Here is an 18,672-nt window from a genome sequence, read left to right on the forward strand (position 1 = left end):
CCTCAGCGGGTGAGGAACCTCGCCATGTCCTGGTGCCAGATCCCGGCGTCGAGGTACCGACGCCCGTCCACCGGGGCATAGCCGCAGCGTGCGTAGAAACCCATCGCCTGCTCCTGGGCGGACAGCACCATCCGCACCCTGTCCGGGGCGCTCGGACCGTCCCCGGTCGCCAGCTCCACGGCTGCCTGCTCGACGGCGGCCACGAGCCTGGCGCCCAGGCCCGTCCCCCGCGCCGAGCGCCGGACGGCCAGCCGTCCCAGGTGCGCCTGGCCAGGATCATCGGGGTCGATCAGCAGGCGCGCTGTGCCCAGGGGCGTGCCGTCAGGAGCACTCGCCAGGACGTGCACCGTCGTCGGCTCATAGTCACGCGCGTCGATCTCCAGGACGAGGGGCACGTTCTGCTCCCGGACGAAGACCTCCAGGCGCACCAGGCCTGCACCTGCGTGCACCAGCTCAGCCTGCTCCCCGACGCCGTCACCGCGCGCCGTCAGGATCCTCACCGTCTCAGGCATACCTCAGCACCTCCAGAGCGTGGACGAGATCGTCGGGGTACGGACTGACGAAGGTCATCCACTCTCCTGTGATCGGGTGGGCCAGTCCCAGACGGTGCGCGTGGAGCCACTGGCGCACCAGGCCCGTGCGCTGGGACAGGGCTGCGTCCGCACCGTAGGTCTCGTCGCCCACGCAGGGGTGGCCGACGGCGGACATGTGCACGCGGATCTGGTGGGTACGCCCGGTCTCCAGGTGGATCTCCGCCAGGTCGGCGGCCGGCATCGACTCAATGACGTCGTAGTGGGTGACGGACTCGCGTCCGCCATCGATGATGGCCATCTTCCACTCTCGGCTGGGGTGGCGCCCGATAGGAGCGTCAATCGTCCCGGAGGAGGGGTCAAGGTGGCCCTGGACCAGGGCGTGGTAGATCTTGTCCACCTCGTGCTCACGGAAGGCTCGTTTGAGCACCGAGTAGGCTCTCTCGCCCTTGGCCACGATCATGGCGCCCGAGGTGCCCACGTCCAGGCGCGAGACGATCCCCTGACGCTCAGCGGCCCCGGAGGTGGCCACCTGGACGTGCATGGCCTTGAGGGCACCGAGCACATCCGGCCCGTCCCAGCCCATCGAGGGGTGGGCCGCGATCCCGGCCGGTTTGTCGACGACGACAATGTCCTCGTCCTCATACACCAGGCTCATGCCGTCCACAGGCGTGGGTGCGGGGCCCAGCGGGCGAGGATCAGGCAGGTCGACCTCAATAAGGCTGCCGGCCACCAATCGATCCGACTTGCCCAGCACCGCCCCGTCCATCCGCACCCCGCCCTGGGCGCACAGCTCGGAGACCTTGGAGCGCGACAGGCCGGTCATGCGCGCCAGGGCCGCGTCCACGCGCTCGCCCACCAGTCCGTCTGGGACAGGCAGCAGACGCATGCTCACGAGGCCTGCTCCTGGCCGGTCCCCTCGCCGTCCAGCTCGTCCGGCTTGTCCAGCTCGTCTGGCCCGTCCTGACGGGTTCCAGACGAACGGCTGCCGTCCAGCTCCAGGCCGTAGACGGACAGCGCGACGATCGCCGCCGCCGCCACGACGATCGCGATATCGGCGACGTTGCCCACAAAGTAGCCGCCGTAGTCGATGAAGTCGACCACATGTCCCCGAAAGACACCGGGAGAGCGGACCAAGCGGTCGATGAGGTTGCCGACGGCGCCGCCCAGCACCAGCCCCAGCGTCACGGCCCACCAGCGCGAGGCCAGGCGCCGCGAGGCGCGGAGCACGATCACCGTCACCACCACGGCGACGACGGTGAAGATCCAGGTCTGGCCGGTGGCGAAGGAGAAAGCGGCCCCCGGGTTGCGCACGAGCACCAGGCCCAGCAGGTCACCCAGGAGCGCCACCCGGTGCCCGTCGGCCAGGGCCGAGGCGGCCCAGGCCTTGGTCAGCTGGTCAACGAGGACCACGACGATCGCCACCAGCCACAGAGCAAGGACGTAGCCAGAGGGACGCTGCAGCCGCAGGCGCGCTGGCGCCGCAGCACGCCTGCCACGAGGCCGGGCTGAGGATGGTGTCATAGCGGGGCTCGCAGTCCTTTCTCACTCACGCGCAAGGGCGACGTCCCGGCACGGGACGCCGCCCTCACAAGGTGGTCAGCTGTGTCGCCTCACAGCGACGGGGAGCTGCCGGAGCCCACGCCGTCCTCGACGTTGGTCAGCAGACCCTGCAGGTAGCTCTTGAGGCGGGTGCGGTAGTCGGACTCGAAGCGACGCAGCTCGTCGATCTTGTGCTCCAGGCCGGAGCGCTCCTTCTCCAGCTGGGCCAGCGTGCGGTTGCGCTGGTCCTCAGCCTCGCGGACGATCTGCTCACCCGTGGTACGGGCTTCGGCAACAATACGCTCGCCCTCGGCCTTACCGTTGGCAACGTGCTCGTCGTGCAGACGCTGTGCCAGCTCCAGCATGCCGGAGGCAGCCACCGGCTCCTCACCACCGGCGACGGCCGGCTCCGGGGTAGCCACAGGAGCAGCCTGGACGGCCGGCTCGACAACCGGGGCCTGGGCAGGAGCCTCGTGGGGGGCGTCGCTGGCATCGGCAAGCCGAGCGTTGGCGGCCTCGAGCTTCGCCTTGAGGTCGGCATTCTCGGCCTCGAGCTGACGCATCGCCTCGACGACCTCGTCGAGGAACTCGTCAACCTCGTCCTGCTCGTAGCCCTCGCGGAACTTCGTCGCCTGGAACTTCTTGTTGAGGACGTCGTCTGCCGTCAGCAGCGTCATAGTCGTCACCTCGGTGTCGTTACGGAAAATGTCACGAGCACCGGTTCGACCGGGTACTCATGCGAACAGAGTACCTGAACTTAAGGTTCAGGTGATATTGAACAGAGTGTCAGGATCAGGATCCCTCTCAGGGCACCAGCATATCGCGACCCTGGTACCTGCCTGGGAGCCGGAGCGCAGGCCCCCTGGCACGGTCAGATTCTCGCCACCATCCCCAGGGCAACCTGGAGGACGACGATGATGAAGTACAGCGCGATAAAACTGAGGTCGATGCCCATCCCACCGGCACGCAGCACCGGGACCACGCGCCGCAGCCACCTCAGCGGTGGGTCCGTGAGCGCGTAGCCCAGGTTCGCCAGGACGAGCACAAGGCCACGTGGCCTCCACTGCCGGGAGAAGACCTGGATCCAGTCCAGCACCACCCGGCCCAGGAGGACCAGGATGTAGAGGCTGAGCAGGCTCTGCAGGATCGAGACGATCGGAACCAGCACCGCGGCCCTCGCCCCGCTCAGCTCTGGTTGAAGAAGCGGTCGTGGGAGACGGTGGCCCCCTGGCCGCCGTCAGTCTCCACGGTAGCCGGGGTCAGGAGGAACACGCGCGGGGTCACACGCTCGATCGCGCCGTGAAGCCCGAAGACCAGGCCGGCGGAGAAGTCCACCATGCGGCGGGCGTCGGACTCGCTCATGTTGGTCAGGTTGACGATCACCGGCACGCCATCGCGGAAGGACTCGCCGATGACACGCGCCTCGTTGTAGGTCGAGGGGTGGACGGTGACGATCCGGCGCAGGTCCGCACCCGCCCCGGCCGCGGTACCAGAGTCCTCAAGACCCGCGTAGTCGGCGAAGTCCTCAGCCTCCTGGGCAGAGTCGGCGACGGCGGGGGCGGCGTAGGTGTCATAGGCGCCACCGGCCTCGTGGTAGCCCTCGTCATAGTCCTCAGCGGGCTCGGAGTATCCGAGGAAGTTCGTCATCTTGCGCAGCGCGCCGCTCATGTGTTCGCTCCTGTGTCCTGCCGGTCCTGGGGCGGTCCGGACAGCACGACGTTATCGGTGCCGCACCGTCCTGCCCTCGATTGGTTTCGGCGTGTCATCATCCCGCCAGGACCACACCGGCCATACGTCCGGTCACAGGCTCGCGCCGGTAGGAGTAGAAGCGCTCGTCCTCCCAGGTGCACCACCCGCCACGAACCACGTGCTCCACTCCGGCCCGCGCCAGCTGCGCCTGGACCCCGGCAGCGACGTCGAGCCCCGGGGTACCCCACCGGGTCCGCGAGCCGCACTCGCTCTCGCGGGCGAGGCTCGCGGCCTGCATCTGCTCGGGCACCTCGTAGCACTGCCCGCAGATACACGGACCGATCGCGGCCCACAGCTGGCCCGCACCCACGCCGCGCCGTTCCAGCTCGTCCAGCGTTGCAGCCACCACGCCGTCGAGCATGCCCCGACGACCCGCGTGCACAGCTGCCACCACGCGTCCGTCCTGGGAGGCCAGGAGCAGCGGGACGCAGTCGGCCACCAGGACCCCGACCCCAGCCACGCCCTCGCACCGCGGGTCCGCTCGGTCCAGGATGAGCGCATCGGCTCGCGGCACGTCCCCACGTCCCCCAGCGCGGTAGGCGGTGGCGACGACGGCGGAGTGCACCTGGTCCATCCAGGCCACCACCCCCGGCCCCACCTCGCCGTCGGCTCCCTGCCCCAGCCCCAGCGCCAGCTCCAGGGCGCGCCGGGCGGCCTGGACGTGCTCGGGGCTGTCTCCGACGTGCGCCGCGAGGTTGAGACCCCGGTAGGGATCGTGGTGCGAGGCAGTGTCACCGGGCCACAAGCGGGTAGTGAACACGCCTCGGGCTGCCGGACCGAGGTCGAGGGGCAGGAGGAGGGGTGCACCAACGCCCCCTGCCTCGGGCGCGGACCGGGGCGAGGGGGCGTCAGGCGTCATGAACGTGCTCAGCGCAGGAAGTCAGGCAGGTCGATCTCGTCGGACTCGGCGTCGGCGCCCATGAGCCGGGGAACCTCCAGCTCCACGGCCGCCTCGGGGGCGAGGTCGTCAACGTAGGCCGGCACCTCGCTGGTGGGGGCCGTGGGAGCCGCCGGAGCCGGGCTGGAGACCTGCGGCGCCGGCCGGGACACGGGGTTCTCGGCGGCGTGAGCGCCGCGGGCCGGGGTCTGGGGCGCTGCAGCGCCGGCCGGCTTGGCCTGCGCCTTGGCCCGGCTCTCACGCGTGAGCGCACCCTCCAGGCTGCCGGCAGAGACGGGCTCAGCGTCAAAGCCGGCCGCGATCACCGTCACGCGCAGCTCGTCGCCCAGCGCGCCGTCGACCACCGCACCGACGATGATATTGGCCTCAGGGTGGACCGACTCGCGCACGAGCTCAGCCCCCTCAGACACCTCGAACAGGCCGAGGTCGGAGCCACCCTGGAAGAAGAGCAGGACGCCGTGAGCGCCGTCGATCGAGGACTCCAGCAGCGGGGAGGCAATGGCCTGCTCGGTGGCGGCCAGCGCACGCCCCTCCCCCGTGGCCGAGCCGATGCCCATGAGGGCGCTGCCGGCGTCCTGCATGACGGACTTGACGTCGTTGAAGTCGACGTTGATCAGACCCGGGGTGGTGATGAGCTCGGTGATGCCCTGGACACCCTGGAGGAGAACCTGATCGGCCTGCTTGAAGGCGTCGACGACGCTGATGCCGCGGTCGGCGATCTGCAGCAGCCGGTCGTTGGGGATGACGATAAGGGTGTCGACGGCCTCGCGGAGGTTCTTCACGCCGTCGTCAGCCTGGGTAGCGCGGCGACGTCCCTCGAAGGCAAAGGGACGGGTCACCACGCCGATGGTCAGCGCGCCAAGCTCGCGGGCGACCCGGGCGACCACGGGGGCCGCACCGGTGCCGGTGCCACCACCCTCACCGGCGGTGACGAAGACCATGTCCGCGCCGTCCAGGGCCTCACGGATGTCATCCTCGTGGTCCTCAGCCGCCTTGCGACCGATGGAGGGGTCCGCTCCGGCTCCGAGGCCTCGGGTCAGGTCACGGCCGACGTCCAGCTTGGTGTCCGCATCAGACATGAGCAGTGCCTGGGCATCGGTGTTGACGGCGATGAACTCCACACCGCGCAGCCCGGACTCGATCATGCGGTTGACGGCGTTGACGCCGCCACCGCCGACGCCCACCACCTTGATAACTGCCTGGTAGTGCTGGGACTCCGCCACTGTGTGCCTCCGCGCTTGGTACCGAGCCGCAAGGGCTCCCCGACCCTCAACCTCAAGTTGAGGTATATACTTATGTCATTCTCTCGATGACGGGAGTAACGCTATGGTCCGTCGCGCCGCGCGCCGCGGATTTGCCTCGGCGTGTTCGACGCGTGTTCCGCACCTCCCGTCCGGTCACCGTCTGCCGCTCACCAGCTCACGAGGTGGTCGGGCTGTGTGGCGAGGAGACGTCGTAGACGCTGGCCTCCTGGGCCAGCAGCACCTTGAGCACCTGCGCCTTGAGCGCCATCTCCTCAGTGTCCCCCCACTGCACGCTCGCCCCGCTGGTCAGGACCAGGGTGACCTGCCCCGATGACGAGGCCGATCCAGAGGCGACCTGGGCTCGGGTCGCCACGTCCAGCGCGCCGACGGCCTGGGCCACCGCGGCCACCTGGGTGCCGCTGAGCCCACCGTCCTCAGGATCCGTGATCCTCACCAGACCCTCAGGCGGGGTGTCCGTGGTCTCCAGGACCACCGCGTCGCCGTCGAGTACCTCGTAGGACTGGTCGACCTGCCGCACGGCCACCGGCACCCGCATGGTCAGGGAGACGGTCAAGCCGTGAGGCCAGGAACGCGTCACCTGCGTCGAGCGCACACGCACCAGCCCGTCCGTCACGGTCCGTGCGGCCTGCCGCAGGTCCAGCCGCACCAGGCTCGTTCCCTCCTGGTCCTGAAGCAGCTCACGCACCTGCTCGGTCGAGACGCTGGAGTCCGAGCCGGAGACCGTGATCTCAGAGCCACGCAGCCCGAGCAACGGAGACCAGAGCACCGTCCACGCCAGGGCGAGGACGAGGATGAGGACGGCACCAGCCATCCACACCCGACGGCGTCGCAGCGTGCGCAGCGCACGACGCCGCTCGGCCAGCCGGTCAGCCAGGCCGGTAGAGACCACACGGTCGCGTGCCTGGCCGAGCCCGGTCTCGCTGCGCTCCCCGCGGCGTGCGAACACGGACAGGTCCGCGCTGGTCTCCTGCCGCCACACCTCGCCGTGGCCGGCGACCTCAGCGCCAGGCTCGGGCCGCGGCGGGCTGGGCTTCCTCACGCGGCCTCCCCGCCAGGACCGTCCAGGCCACGCTCGGCCAGCCGGTCCAGGATCACCTGGCCCATCTCGGTGACGTCACCCGCCCCGACGGTCAGCAGCAGGTCCCCCCTCTGGGCCGCGTCGGCCAGGCTGCGGGCCGCCTCCACGCGGTCAGCGAGGTAGCGACAACCAGGAACGTGCTCGCTCACGGTGCGCCCGCTCACCCCCGGGAAGTCCTCCTGGGCCTCCCGAGCCGGGTAGACGGCCGTGACGACGACGAGATCAGCCAGGCTCAGCGCCTGACCAAAGCGCTCGGCAAAGGCCTGGGTCCGGGAGAACAAGTGAGGTTGGAAGAGGATGAGAAGCCGGCCTCCGCGCGCCTGGGCCACCTCACGAGCCGCCGTCGCCAAGGCCTGGATCTCGGTGGGATGGTGGGCATAGTCATCAACCACACGCACCCCGCCAACCTCGCCGCGATCCTCGAAACGCCGCTTGGTCCCTCCGAAGGCTCCCAGGGCACGGGCCATGGCCTGGGGCTGCGCTCCCAGCTCCACGCCACAGGCCCAGGCCGCCGCCGCGTCCAGGGCCACGTGCTCACCAGGCACTGAGAGCTCAAGGCTGACCGGCTCGTCGTGGCTGGTCGGCGTCGTCCACAGGGTCAGGCGCGAGCGCGTGCCCTGAGCCGGGTGCTCCTCAACCTCCAACTCGACGTGAGCCAGCCCGACCAGGTCCTGGTCGGGTAGCTCAGCCGGGCTGAGGCTGCCGTAGGTGACCACTCGCCGGCCCTCACCAGCCGCGGCACGAGCCAGGCGCAGGGCTCCCGGATCCTGGGCACAGGCGATGAGAAGCCCTCCGGCTACCAGGCGCCGCGAGAAGTCGAGGAAGGCCTCCTCGAAGGCCTCGCGCGTGCCGTAGGTGTCCAGGTGATCGGGCTCGACGTTGGTGACGATCTCGACCGCAGGGGCGTAGTTGAGGAAGGAGCGGTCAGACTCATCCGCCTCGGCGACAAGGACCTGTCCGGCCCCCAGATGGGCACCGCTGCCCAGCGCCCGCACGACTCCCCCGATGGCGAAAGAGGGGTCCCAGCCCAGCTCGGTCAGGGCCTCGGCCAGCATGCCAGAGGTCGTGGTCTTGCCGTGGACCCCGGCCACCGCCACCATGCTCCGCCCCCGCGCGGCCAGGGCCAGGGCCTGAGAGCGGTGGATGACCTCCTGGCCACGGCCACGTGCCCGGACCAGCTCGGGGTTGGTCTCCTTGATCGCCGTGGAGACCACGACCGTGGCCTCGGGGGGCACCGCGTCGGCGTCATGGCCCACCCGGACCTCCAGGCCCTGGGCGAGCAGCTGCTCCAGCGCCGGGCTGGAGTGCGCGTCAGAGCCGGTGACGTGCGCACCCTGCTCGGCCAACAGCTGGGCGAGGACGCTCATGCCAGCTCCCCCCACCCCGATGAGGTGGAAGGAGGAACCGGCCAGGTCCGCCGTCGTGTGGTCATGCTGCGTCGTCATCACTCTTCTCCTCGCTCCCGGCTACGCGGTCACCGGTGCCAGCGACCTGCCGTACGAGATCAGCCAGCCGCGCTGCGCCGTCACGCACCCCGGTCGAGGCAGCGACCTGCGCCATGGCCTCATGCGCCTGCGGATCGGTGAGCACCTGCGTGAAGGCACGCACCTGGGCCACGTTGAGCTCGGCGTCGGGCACGAGCCGCCCGCCACCGGCGGCGATGACGTCGGCCGCGTTCAGGCGTTGCTCCCCGTTGCCCACAGGCAGGGGCACGTAGAGCGCCGGCAGGCCCAGAGCAGTCAGCTCGGCCACTGTGCCCGCGCCGGAGCGGCAGATGACGCCGTCGGCGCAGGCATAGGCCTGCTCCATCTGCGTGAGGTAGTCCAGGACGTGGTAGCGCCCTGCTGCCTCAGCACTAACCGCACCGGCCGCCACGGCACCCTCCAACGCGCTACGCACCGCGGCGTCCTTGCCGCGTCCGGTCAGGTGCAGCACCTGGAGCCCCTCGGGCAGGGACGCCAGGGACTCGGCCATGACCTCGTTGAGACGCTGCGCGCCCAGGGAGCCACCGGTGACCAGCAGCGTGGGGGCGCTGGGGTCCAGGCCCAGCGCCTGGGCACCTTCTTCGCGGGAGCGTGCCTTGAGCTGCGCAGAGCGTTGAGAGGCAACGAGATCAGCGATCGCCGGACGCAGAGGCAGTCCGGTCACCTCCGTGCGCCCGTGGCGCGCGGCGAGCGGGGTGGAGGCGAAGGTGAGCGCCACCGCCTTGGCCCAGCGCGCTCCCAGCCGGTTGGCCAGCCCTGGGCGGGCGTTCTGCTCGTGGATGACCACCGGAACCCCTGCCTGGCGCGCAGCCAGGTAGGCCGGGGTGGACACGTATCCGCCGAAGCCGACCACGACGTCGGCCTCGACGCGCTCAATGGCCTCACGAGCCGCACGCACGGCACCACGCAGGCGCGCCGGAAGCCTGACCAGAGCAGGCCCGGGCCGCCGAGGCATGGGCACACGCGGCACGAGTGCCAGCTCGTAGCCGGCCTGCGGGACGAGGTCTGCCTCCAGCCCCTCCTTGGTGCCCAGCACGAGCAGCTCGGCGTCCCGGCTGCCGGCCAGGCCGGGCTCGCCCAACGCCGCGGCCGTGGCCAGCAGCGGGTTGACGTGACCGGCGGTTCCTCCTCCGGCCAGCAGCACGCGAAGCGGGTGGTCCTGGGTCTCAGGCACGGTTCCTCCTGCGAGATGTGACGACGGACAGGCTACGACGCATCGCTCCCACCCGAGCGGCGAAGGCCTCGGGCGCGCCGGGCTCCTGGCGCGCGAAGGACAGCAGCACGCCGATGGCCAGGAGCACGAAGATGAGGGAGGACCCGCCGGCGCTGATCAGTGGCAGCGGCACGCCCAGCACCGGCAGGAGCCCGACCACCACGCTCATGTTGACCAGTGCCTGGCCCACGATCCAGGCCATGATGCCGCCGGTGACCACACTGACGTACAGGTCGTTGCTGCGGCGGATAATGCGCGCGCAGCACCAGCCCACCACCGCGAAGAGCACGATGACGACGACGGTGCCTACCAGTCCCAGCTCCTCGCCCAGGACCGCGAAGACGTAGTCGGAGTCCGCCTGAGTCAGGTACCCCCACTTCTGACGCGAGGACCCTGGGCCGACCCCGCCCCAGCCTCCGGTGCCCATGGCGTAGCGGCCGTGGAGAGGCTGGTAGCCCACGTCCAGAGGATCAGAGCCCTCCGGATTGAGCCAGGCCATGATGCGCGCACGACGGTTGGCCGAGAGCATGGTTCCGCCGGCAAAGCCCACCAGCCCCACACCGCCCAGGACCAGGAACCAGCCCCGGCCCAGTCCCGCCATCCACAGTGCCCCGGCCATGAGCATGACCATGATGACCACGGTCCCCAGGTCTCCACCGCCCATGACCAGCATGATGGCCACGGCCGCGGGAGCCAGCATGAGCAGGGTGCTCCTGACCGAGCCGAACCTGCCCCCGTGACGCACAACAACCCATCCGGTGTACAGCGCCAGCCCCAGCTTGATGAACTCCGAGGGCTGGGCGGTGCCGATGAGGGGCACAGCCACCCAGTTGCAGTTTCCACCGGCGCAGCGGCTGGCGCCTGGGACGAAGACCAGGCACTGCAACGCCATCGAGGCGCCCAGGACCGGCAGCGTCAGGCGCTTGAGCAGGGGCACGGAGGCCCGGGAGGCCGCGAACATGGCCGCCAGCCCGACCAGCGCGATGACGAGGTAGCGGGCGAAGGCCGCGTAGGCGTTGCCTCCCTGGGCCGCCACGGTGACGGACTGGACCGAGAAGACCATGATGAGGCCCAGGACCAGGAGGAAGAGTGAGGCAATGAGCAGCGTGTAGTAGGTCAGCGAGGCCCTCTCACCCGGGACCGGGCCATCGGGTCCGGTCAGGACCCGCCACCAAGGCCGGGAGCGCTGCGGGCGCGGCGCGGGCTGTTCCTGGCTCATGGCTGGCGGTCCTGGTCCACGCCAGCCTGGGCACGCACGGCCTGGGCGAACATGTCACCGCGCTCGGCGTAGCTGGTGAACTGGTCCCAGGAGGCCGCCGCAGGTGCCAGCAGGACCGTGTCTCCCTCCTGTGCCATGGCCGAGGCCTGCCGGACCGCCTCCTCGATGACCTCGCGGGCGCTGGCCGCAGGCACCACGCGACGAGGCAGGTCAGGCGCCTCGTCCTCCAGCGCCTGGAGCACCGGGGTCGGGTCGGCTCCGATGACGACGGCGCCGCGCAGGTAGGGGCGCACGCGAGCCACGAGCTCGTGAAGGTCGGCTCCCTTCGTGTCCCCTCCGACGATCCACACCGCGCTGCCCGGGCGCACTGAGCTCAACGCGGCCTGGGTGGAGTGGGCGTTGGTGGCCTTGGAGTCGTCGACCCAGGTCACGCCGGCCCCCTCGGCCACCGTGACCAGCCGGTGCGCACCAGGGGTGAAGGCACGCAGTCCCCGCGCCACCGCGCCCAGGTCCGCCTGGACCTGGGGGTGGGCCAGCGCCAGGCTGGCAGCGGCCAGGGCATCGGCAGCGATATGAGCCGGCAGGCGGTCCACCTCGCCTCCAGGTGCCAGGTGGGCCAGGTCCGCCAACGTGGCCAGCTCGGCGGCCTCATGGTGGCGCCGCGGGTGCCAGGCACGATCAACCATGACGTCCTCAACCAGTCCAACCTGCCCCAGCCCGGGGGCTCCCAGGCCGAAGCCGATCGCGCGGCAGCCCTCGACGACGTCGGCCTGCTCGACCATGCGCAGTGTCGCAGGGTCAGCCAGGTTGTAGACCGCAGCGCGCTGGGCGTGGGTGTAGACGCGGGACTTGTCAGCGGCGTAGGCCTCCATGCCACCGTGCCAGTCCAGGTGGTCGGCTGAGAGATTGAGGCAGGCCGCGGCCAGAGGACTGAGGCTATGAGTCGTGTGCAGCTGGAAGCTGGACAGCTCTACGGCCAGCGCCTGCGCGCCTCCAGCAGCGACTACGGAGATCGTGGGCACGCCGATATTGCCGACTGCCGGAGCCTCAAGCCCAGCAGCGGTGAGGATGGCCGAGAGCATCCCGACCGTCGTCGTCTTGCCGTCCGTGCCGGTCACCGTGATCCAGGGGACCTCAGGGTGGGTGGAGCGCTGCAGGCGCCAGGCCAGCTCGATCTCGCTCCAGGTCTCGATGCCACGATCTCGCGCGGAGCGCGCCACCGCGCCGGTGGCCGGCACGCCCGGGGAAACGATGAGCAACCGCAGCTGCGAGCCCGCGATCGCCTCAGCCACCGCCTGCGCCTCGCCCACGGCGACCGAGGCAGGCTTCACCCCTGCCGGCAGGGCCTCCAGGGCGTCGGGGCGGGAGTCGAAGACGCTCACCTGCGCACCCAGGGTTGACAGGACCTCGACGACGGCGGTGCCGGTACGCCCCAGCCCCACAACGCCCACCCGGGCTCCGACCAGGTCCTTGATGATGTCTGCGCTTTCAGGGGTGACGGTGTTCGTGGTGCTCACGGCTCCTCGCTGGTACGGATCAGGGGTTGTGCGGGAGGAGACAGATCCTTGGTCCTCCTGCCGGTGTGGTCAGGCCATCCAGTACTCCGCGTAGAACAGCCCGAGCCCGGCGACCACGCAGACCCCGGCCACGATCCAGAAGCGGATGACGACATTGACCTCGCTCCACCCCAGCAGCTCGAAGTGGTGGTGAATCGGAGCCATACGGAAGACCCTCTTGCGCGTGGCCTTGAAGGAGGCGACCTGGATGACGTCGGAGAGGACCTCGGCCAGGAACAGCCCACCGATGACCACGGCGAGGAACTCGGTGCGGGTCAGGATCGACAGCCCGGCGAAGGCCCCTCCCAGGGCCAGGGAGCCGGTGTCCCCCATGAAGATCTTGGCAGGCGAGGCGTTCCACCACAGGAAGCCGAAGCAGGCTCCCATGAGGGCGGCAGCGATCATGGCCAGGTCGCGCGGGTCACGCACCTGGTAGCACATGGTGGCCACGGTGTCGGTGTGGGCGTACTGGCAGGACTGGTTGGACTGCCACACGCCAATGAGGGTGTAGGCACCGAAGGCCATGGCGCAGGCTCCCGCTGCCAGGCCGTCAAGACCATCGGTGAGGTTGACCGCGTTGGACCAGGCGGTGATGAGGAAATTCGCCCACAGGACGAACAGAATGATGCCCAGCACCATCCCTCCGGCTGCCAGGTCGATCGCGGAGTCGCGGGCGAAGGAGATACGTGTGGAGGCCGGCGTCAGGCCGTTGCGATCGGCGAAGAAGAGCGCCGCCACCGAGAAGCCGATCCCGATCAGGGCCTGGCCCACGATCTTCTGCCAGGCCTTGAGGCCCAGGGAACGCTGCCGAGAGATCTTCTCAAAGTCGTCCAGGAAGCCGATCAGGCCCAGTCCGACCACGAGGAAGAGCAGGAGGACTCCCGAGGCCCGCGGTACCCGCATCTCCACGAGGTTGGCCACCGCGTAGCCCAGGACCGTGGCGGCGATGATGACCAGCCCGCCCATCGTCGGGGTGCCGCGCTTGGTGAAGTGGCCCTGAGGGCCGTCCTGACGGATGAACTGGCCGTACTCGCGCGCGTGCAGGAAACGAATGAGCAGTGGGGTCCCCAGCAGCGAGACCATCAGCCCCACCGCGGCGGAAACGAGGATCGCAGTCATCAGGCTAGTCCTCCTTGTCAGTGGCGGTCAGGTGGTCAGCCACGCGCCAGGCGCCCGAACCATGAGATCCCTTGATCAGGACGGCGTCCGCCGGCCTGAGGGGTGAGTGGCCGCCGTCCAGCAGCTCGATCGCGGCCTGGGCATCTGGCAGCTCGATAGTATGCACCCCCGCCGCGCGCGCCGCCTGCGCGGCGGGTGCGGCGCCCTGGCCGATGGTGACCAGTACCTGGGCGCCTGCAGCAGCCGCCAGCTCACCGGTTCGCGTGTGGTCAGCATGGCTCGCGCTGCCCAGCTCCAGCATCTCGGAGATGATGACCACACGGCGTCGCTGGCCGGCCAGGGCCGGCAGCGCCTCCAGCGCAGCGGTCATGGAATCGATGTTGGCGTTGTAGGAGTCGTCGATGACCAGCACCCCGCCGCACTCACGCACGTCCATGCGGTGCGGGCTCTCCAGGCCGGCACCCGCCAGCGCCTGGAGGACCTGGGAGGGATCCAGCCCGGCAGCCAGCGCCAGTCCGGCGGCAGCCAGGGCGTTGGTGACGTTGTGGCGCCCGGGCAGTCCCAACCGTAGGCGCTCGGGCCGGGCACCCGGCAGGTGAAGGTCCAGCACGGCGTGGGCCTGCTCATCCAGCTCGACGGCGCTCGCGCGCAGGTCGGCGCGCGGGTCGCCGCTGGCGGAGAAGGTCAGCACCCGGCCCGGGGCGAGCTCACGCATAGCCGCCGAGCGCGGGTCGTCGAGATTGAGCACGGCAACCCCGGTGGGCAGCAGGCCGGTCACGATCTCGCTCTTGGCCCGGGCCACGCCGTCCACGGAGCCGAAGCCGCCCATATGGGCGTGCCCGATCATGAGCACGGCCGCCGCGTCCAGAGGCGCGATCGAGGTGAGGTAAGCGATGTGCCCGCTGCCCGAGGCCCCCATCTCCAGCACGAGGTAGCGGGTGGTGTGGTCTGCTCGCAGCACAGTCAGCGGCAGGCCGATCTCGTTGTTGAAGCTGGCCACCGGCGCCACGGTCGGGGCCTGGGCGGCCAGGATCTGGCGGGTGAGGTCCTTGGTGGTGGTCTTGCCCACCGAGCCCGTCATCGCTACCACGCTCAGGGTCTCGCCCCGGGAGCTGGCCTGCTCGCGCAGCTGGGCCAGGTGGGAGCGAGCCAGGCCGCCCAGCGCGGCCACCGTGTCTGGGACGATCACCAACGGCAGGGACTCAGGGTCGCGACCGGCCTCAGCCATCGCGGCGCGCACGGCCTCGACGTCGCTGACCAGAGCGGCCCGAGCACCTGCTGCCGCCGCCTGGGGCACGTGGCGGTGGCCGTCGGTGCGCTCACCAACGATCGCCACGAAGAGCGAGCCCTCTGCCGCCTGCCGGGAGTCGGTGACGACGTCGGTCACGCGCGTGACGCCATCGTGAGCCTGGAGCGATCCACCAGCCTCGTCACCGCCGGGGGCGAGGAGCACTCCCCCCGTCATCGCAGCGATCTCACGCAGGGTACGGTCACTCATGCTCGCTCCCGGTTGATGCCTCAGCGCCCGTGCGGGCAGGCCACTTGGCCTCGACAGCCTCGCGCATGACGGGGGCGTCGTTGTAGCGGATGAATTCCCCAGCCATCTCCAGGAAGGGCTCGTGCCCCTTGCCGGTGACGATGACGGTGTCCTGCGGCCCGCACAGCTCAACCCCGCGGCGCACGGCGTCACCGCGCCAGGTCGTGATCTCCTCGACGTCCTCCAGGCCCGGGCGCACCGAACGCACCCCGGCCAGGACGGCGTCACGGATGAGCTGCGGGTCCTCCGAGCGCGGATTCTCGTCGGTGACCACCAGGACGTCGGCCAGACGCGCCGCCACCTGCCCCAGCAGCGGCCGCTTACCCTGGTCACGGTCGCCGTCGGAACCGAAGACCACGATGAGCCGGCCCGGAGTGATCTCACGTACCGCCTTGAGCGCGAGGTCCATCGCCTCCGGGGTGTGGGCGAAGTCGACGATACAGGTCCCCCGGCGCCCGTCGCGCTGGCTGATGCGCTGCATACGCCCCGGGATGTTGTGGGCGTGGGCCAGGGCCTGCACAGCAGTGTCCTGCGCCACCCCCGCGCGCAGGGCCATGACCAGGGCCAGGGCCGCGTTCTGGACGTTGACGAGCCCTGGCAGGGGGCACAGCGCCTCGATCTGCTCACCATCGGGCCCGTGGAGGGTGAAGGTGGTGGCGGCTTGGGTCATCGAAGCCTTGGCCTGGCTCACCCACCACTGCGCGCCCTGGGCAGGGTCCTCACTGTCCTGGGCGGGGTAGGCGCGCACCCGGTCCACCGGCACGGCCCCGCGGTCCGCCACACGCTCTGCCAGCGCAGCCCCCCACCGATCGTCCACGCAGATCACCGCGCGGCGGGCGTGCTCAGGGGTGAAGAGGCGAGCCTTGGCCTCCAGGTACTCCTCCATGGTGTGGTGGAAGTCGAGGTGGTCACGCTGAAGATTGGTGAAGCCGGCGACGTCGACGACGGTCCCACCCAGCCGGTGCAGCACGATGGCGTGGCTGGAGGCCTCCAGGCTGGCAGCCTTGACGCCCTCCTCGACCGCCAGCGCCATCATGCGCTGGAGCACCGGGGCCTCGACCGTGGTGCGTGGGGACTCCACCGACTGCGTGCCCACGCTCAGCTCCACGGTGCCCGCGATCATGCACTGACCCAGGTGCGCGGCCAGGATCGACTGGAGGAAGTAGGTGGTCGTCGTCTTGCCGTTGGTCCCCGTCACGGCCGTCGTCGTCAGGTGGGTCGCCGGGTGGTGGTAGACCTCGGCGGCCAGGGGGCCCACCACCGCACGCGGATCGGGGTGGGTGAGCACCGGGACCTGTCCCAGGCTCGCGCCCAGGCGCGCTGCGCCGTCGGCATCCGTGAGGACCGCAACCGCCCCACCGGCTACCGCCTGCGCGGCGAACTCGGCCCCGTGCCGACGAAAGCCCGGCAGGGCCACGAACAGCTCACCGGGAGCGACATCGCCAGAGTCCACGCTCACGCCGTGGATCAGGACCTGGTCAAGGTCAGCGGCGGGGTCACCCGCCACCTCAAGGCTCAGCGTGTGGGCCAGGTCAGCCAGGGCGGTCGGCGCACAGTGACGCGGACGCAGCGCTGCTGCCGACTCGTAGGCATGATTGCTCATGGTTCCTCAATCTATCGTGACCGTGCCCGCCACAGGGACAGGCGGGCACGCGTGCCCTCGTCCTGCTCCTCAGCCCTGGCTGTCCTGGGCCGCCTTGGCCGCCTGAGCGTCAGCCTCAGCGGCCGCCTTGGCAGCGATGACCATCGGGTCCGGGGCGATACCCAGGGAGTGCATGCAGGCCAGGGCGATCTTGCGGAAGACCGGGGCCGCCACGGTTCCACCGTAGGTGCCATCGGGCCGGTAGACGATGACGGCCACCGCGATGGCCGGGTCGCGCGCGGGGGTGAAGCCCACGAAAGAGGCCACGGTGCCTGGCTCGGTGAGGATCTCGGTGGTTCCCGTCTTGCCCGCCACCAGGTAGCCGTCGATCGAGGCCGACTCGGCGGTACCGCCTTCCTGCGTCACCCCGATGAGCATCTCAGTCAGGGTGGTGGCGCTCGCCTCGGAGATCACCCGCACGCCCTCAGGCTGGGTCTGGTCGGTCTCCTTCCCCTCGGCGTCGATCCAGGCGTCAATGACGCGCGGCGCCACCCGGACCCCCTTGTTCGCCACGCTCGCCAGCACCTGGACGGCCTGGAGGGAGGTACCCGCAATGCCCTGGCCGAACATGGTGGTATAGCGAGTGCGGGCGTCCCACTGGGCGTAGTCGCCCAGGATGCCCTCGGACTCCGCCGGCATCTCGATCCCAGTCAGCTGCCCGTAGCCGAACTGCTCGATGATGGCGTGGCGGTCAGCGTCTGAGACACGATCACCGATCTGAACCGTGCCGACGTTGGAGGACTCGGCCAGGACCTGGGCCGCGGTGAGGACCTGGGTAGCGTGCTCGTGGGAGTCGCGGAAGCTCTGACCATTCGGAGCGGTCCAGGTGTAGGGGACCGTGATCTGGTCCTCGGGGGTGAGGACGCCCTTGTCCAGGGCAGCAGCAAAGGTCATCACCTTGCCCACACTTCCTGGCTCGAAGATGGCCTGGACGCTGCGGGCGTTGCGGTCCTCCTCCGCCGTGGCACCTGGGTCGGAGGGGTCCACCGAGCGCGAGTCCGCCAGGACCAGGAGCTTGCCCGTGGCCGGCTCCATGACGACGACGCTGCCCCAGTCCGCGCCCTGGGCCTGGACGACCTCGTCAATCGCCTCCTGGGCCACGGCCTGCAGGTCCGGGTTGATTGTCGTGCGCACTGCCGTGCCTGGCACGGAGGCGACCTCATCATGCTCACCGGTGGGGATGATGGCGCCGGTCTTGCCGATCTCGACGCTCCCGCGCCCGTCCACCCCGGTCAGGGCCTTGTTCTGGGTCAGCTCCAGGCCGGCGGAGCCGATGAGCTCACGCGCCTTGCCCTCGTAGGTGTAGCCCACCACGTTGCCCGCGACCCGGCCGGCCGGGTAGCTGCGCCTGGTGCGCTGGTCTGGCTCGACGCCGGGGATCTCCAGCGCCTTGATCTGGCGCCAGGTGTCCGGTGCGACGGCCTCGGCGATGACGACGTAGGTGGACTCCCCCACCATCTTCGCCCCGAGCTCCTGGGCGTCCACCCCCAGGATCGGCGCAATCTGAGCGGCCGCCGCCACCGCGCCATACCCGACGACGGTGCTCACCGTGCGCCCGGTGGCCGGGTCCTCACGGTCCTCCTTGTGCTCGTACTGGGCAATCCTGACCTGGTTGACTCCGATGTCGTAGGAGATCGACGAGGTCGCCAGTACCGCGCCGTCGCGCCCCAGGATCTGGCCGCGCTGGGCGCGGTTGACCCACGTGATCGTCCGCTCGGCCTTGGCCTTGTCCGCCAAGGCCGGCCCCTCGACGACCTGGAGCCAGGCGGTCCGGGCGGTCAGCACACTGAAGCCGGCCAGACCGAAGAGCTGAAGTGCACGACGGCGACTGGGGTTCACT

The 18,672-nt window shown here is 70.2% G+C and carries 17 protein-coding genes; all 17 read right to left on the reverse strand.

Features of this window, described 5'->3' with window-relative positions; translation table 11 throughout:
* Window positions 1-2: 2 nt before the first annotated feature.
* Window positions 3-512 (reverse strand): GNAT family N-acetyltransferase, encoded by a 510-nt coding sequence (locus CYJ26_RS04420; protein WP_101638032.1) that lies wholly within the window; start codon window positions 510-512, stop codon window positions 3-5.
* Complete coding sequence (locus CYJ26_RS04425; RefSeq protein WP_024035674.1) at window positions 505-1,425, reverse strand: RluA family pseudouridine synthase; 921 nt, start codon at window positions 1,423-1,425, stop codon at window positions 505-507. The genes CYJ26_RS04420 and CYJ26_RS04425 overlap by 8 nt, the downstream gene beginning before the upstream one ends.
* A complete protein-coding gene (gene lspA, locus CYJ26_RS04430; RefSeq protein ID WP_244902022.1) occupies window positions 1,422-2,054 on the reverse strand; it encodes a signal peptidase II in 633 nt (210 codons plus the stop codon). The genes CYJ26_RS04425 and lspA overlap by 4 nt, the downstream gene beginning before the upstream one ends.
* Window positions 2,055-2,143: 89 nt before the next feature.
* On the reverse strand, window positions 2,144-2,749 hold the full coding sequence (locus tag CYJ26_RS04435; protein ID WP_034237258.1) for a DivIVA domain-containing protein: 606 nt from the start codon (window positions 2,747-2,749) through the stop codon (window positions 2,144-2,146).
* A 194-nt stretch (window positions 2,750-2,943) separates the two neighbouring features.
* The gene (locus CYJ26_RS04440) at window positions 2,944-3,240 is read right to left on the reverse strand and encodes a YggT family protein (RefSeq protein WP_006548773.1); all 297 of its coding nucleotides are present in this window, start codon (window positions 3,238-3,240) and stop codon (window positions 2,944-2,946) included.
* Window positions 3,241-3,257: 17 nt separating this feature from the next.
* Window positions 3,258-3,740 (reverse strand): cell division protein SepF, encoded by a 483-nt coding sequence (locus CYJ26_RS04445; protein WP_006548772.1) that lies wholly within the window; start codon window positions 3,738-3,740, stop codon window positions 3,258-3,260.
* Window positions 3,741-3,837: 97 nt separating this feature from the next.
* The gene (locus tag CYJ26_RS04450) at window positions 3,838-4,581 is read right to left on the reverse strand and encodes a purine nucleoside phosphorylase YfiH/LACC1 family protein (protein WP_006548771.1); all 744 of its coding nucleotides are present in this window, start codon (window positions 4,579-4,581) and stop codon (window positions 3,838-3,840) included.
* 107 nt (window positions 4,582-4,688) lie between these two features.
* Window positions 4,689-5,942 carry a cell division protein FtsZ gene (gene ftsZ, locus CYJ26_RS04455; RefSeq protein ID WP_034237257.1) on the reverse strand — a complete coding sequence of 418 codons (1,254 nt, stop codon included), beginning with the start codon at window positions 5,940-5,942 and terminating at the stop codon, window positions 4,689-4,691.
* 196 nt (window positions 5,943-6,138) lie between these two features.
* Window positions 6,139-7,023: a cell division protein FtsQ/DivIB gene (locus CYJ26_RS04460; RefSeq protein ID WP_006548768.1), complete on the reverse strand. Its 885-nt coding sequence runs from the start codon at window positions 7,021-7,023 to the stop codon at window positions 6,139-6,141.
* Window positions 7,020-8,507, reverse strand: coding sequence for a UDP-N-acetylmuramate--L-alanine ligase (murC, locus tag CYJ26_RS04465; RefSeq protein WP_101638033.1), 1,488 nt, complete (start codon window positions 8,505-8,507; stop codon window positions 7,020-7,022). Before murC ends, CYJ26_RS04460 begins: the two co-directional genes overlap by 4 nt.
* Complete coding sequence (locus tag CYJ26_RS04470; protein ID WP_024036170.1) at window positions 8,491-9,720, reverse strand: UDP-N-acetylglucosamine--N-acetylmuramyl-(pentapeptide) pyrophosphoryl-undecaprenol N-acetylglucosamine transferase; 1,230 nt, start codon at window positions 9,718-9,720, stop codon at window positions 8,491-8,493. The genes murC and CYJ26_RS04470 overlap by 17 nt, the downstream gene beginning before the upstream one ends.
* Entirely contained in the window at window positions 9,713-10,978 is a 1,266-nt protein-coding gene (locus tag CYJ26_RS04475) for a peptidoglycan glycosyltransferase FtsW (RefSeq protein WP_006548765.1), read from the reverse strand. Before CYJ26_RS04475 ends, CYJ26_RS04470 begins: the two co-directional genes overlap by 8 nt.
* Window positions 10,975-12,495: a UDP-N-acetylmuramoyl-L-alanine--D-glutamate ligase gene (gene murD, locus CYJ26_RS04480; protein ID WP_101638034.1), complete on the reverse strand. Its 1,521-nt coding sequence runs from the start codon at window positions 12,493-12,495 to the stop codon at window positions 10,975-10,977. The genes CYJ26_RS04475 and murD overlap by 4 nt, the downstream gene beginning before the upstream one ends.
* Before the next feature lie 69 nt (window positions 12,496-12,564).
* On the reverse strand, window positions 12,565-13,653 hold the full coding sequence (gene mraY / locus CYJ26_RS04485) for a phospho-N-acetylmuramoyl-pentapeptide-transferase (RefSeq protein WP_024034983.1): 1,089 nt from the start codon (window positions 13,651-13,653) through the stop codon (window positions 12,565-12,567).
* Between the two features lie 4 nt (window positions 13,654-13,657).
* On the reverse strand, window positions 13,658-15,151 hold the full coding sequence (locus CYJ26_RS04490; protein ID WP_034237254.1) for a UDP-N-acetylmuramoyl-tripeptide--D-alanyl-D-alanine ligase: 1,494 nt from the start codon (window positions 15,149-15,151) through the stop codon (window positions 13,658-13,660).
* The gene (locus CYJ26_RS04495; protein ID WP_101638035.1) at window positions 15,144-16,793 is read right to left on the reverse strand and encodes a UDP-N-acetylmuramoyl-L-alanyl-D-glutamate--2,6-diaminopimelate ligase; all 1,650 of its coding nucleotides are present in this window, start codon (window positions 16,791-16,793) and stop codon (window positions 15,144-15,146) included. The genes CYJ26_RS04490 and CYJ26_RS04495 overlap by 8 nt, the downstream gene beginning before the upstream one ends.
* A gap of 69 nt (window positions 16,794-16,862) precedes the next feature.
* Complete coding sequence (locus CYJ26_RS04500) at window positions 16,863-18,671, reverse strand: peptidoglycan D,D-transpeptidase FtsI family protein (RefSeq protein ID WP_101638036.1); 1,809 nt, start codon at window positions 18,669-18,671, stop codon at window positions 16,863-16,865.
* Between the last annotated feature and the right edge of the window lies 1 nt (window position 18,672).

Origin of the sequence: Actinomyces urogenitalis (assembly GCF_002861525.1) — a bacterium.
Lineage (GTDB): Bacteria > Actinomycetota > Actinomycetes > Actinomycetales > Actinomycetaceae > Actinomyces > Actinomyces urogenitalis.

Bases quoted from the DNA above. Each gene is read 5' to 3' on its own strand.
- CYJ26_RS04420 (WP_101638032.1), bottom strand. From the start codon at position 512: ATGCCTGAGACGGTGAGGATCCTGACGGCGCGCGGTGACGGCGTCGGG.
- CYJ26_RS04490 (WP_034237254.1), bottom strand. From the start codon at position 15,151: ATGAGTGACCGTACCCTGCGTGAGATCGCTGCGATGACGGGGGGAGTG.
- CYJ26_RS04495 (WP_101638035.1), bottom strand. From the start codon at position 16,793: ATGAGCAATCATGCCTACGAGTCGGCAGCAGCGCTGCGTCCGCGTCAC.
- mraY (WP_024034983.1), bottom strand. From the start codon at position 13,653: ATGACTGCGATCCTCGTTTCCGCCGCGGTGGGGCTGATGGTCTCGCTG.
- CYJ26_RS04445 (WP_006548772.1), bottom strand. From the start codon at position 3,740: ATGAGCGGCGCGCTGCGCAAGATGACGAACTTCCTCGGATACTCCGAG.
- CYJ26_RS04475 (WP_006548765.1), bottom strand. From the start codon at position 10,978: ATGAGCCAGGAACAGCCCGCGCCGCGCCCGCAGCGCTCCCGGCCTTGG.
- CYJ26_RS04435 (WP_034237258.1), bottom strand. From the start codon at position 2,749: ATGACGCTGCTGACGGCAGACGACGTCCTCAACAAGAAGTTCCAGGCG.
- lspA (WP_244902022.1), bottom strand. From the start codon at position 2,054: ATGACACCATCCTCAGCCCGGCCTCGTGGCAGGCGTGCTGCGGCGCCA.
- murC (WP_101638033.1), bottom strand. From the start codon at position 8,507: ATGACGACGCAGCATGACCACACGACGGCGGACCTGGCCGGTTCCTCC.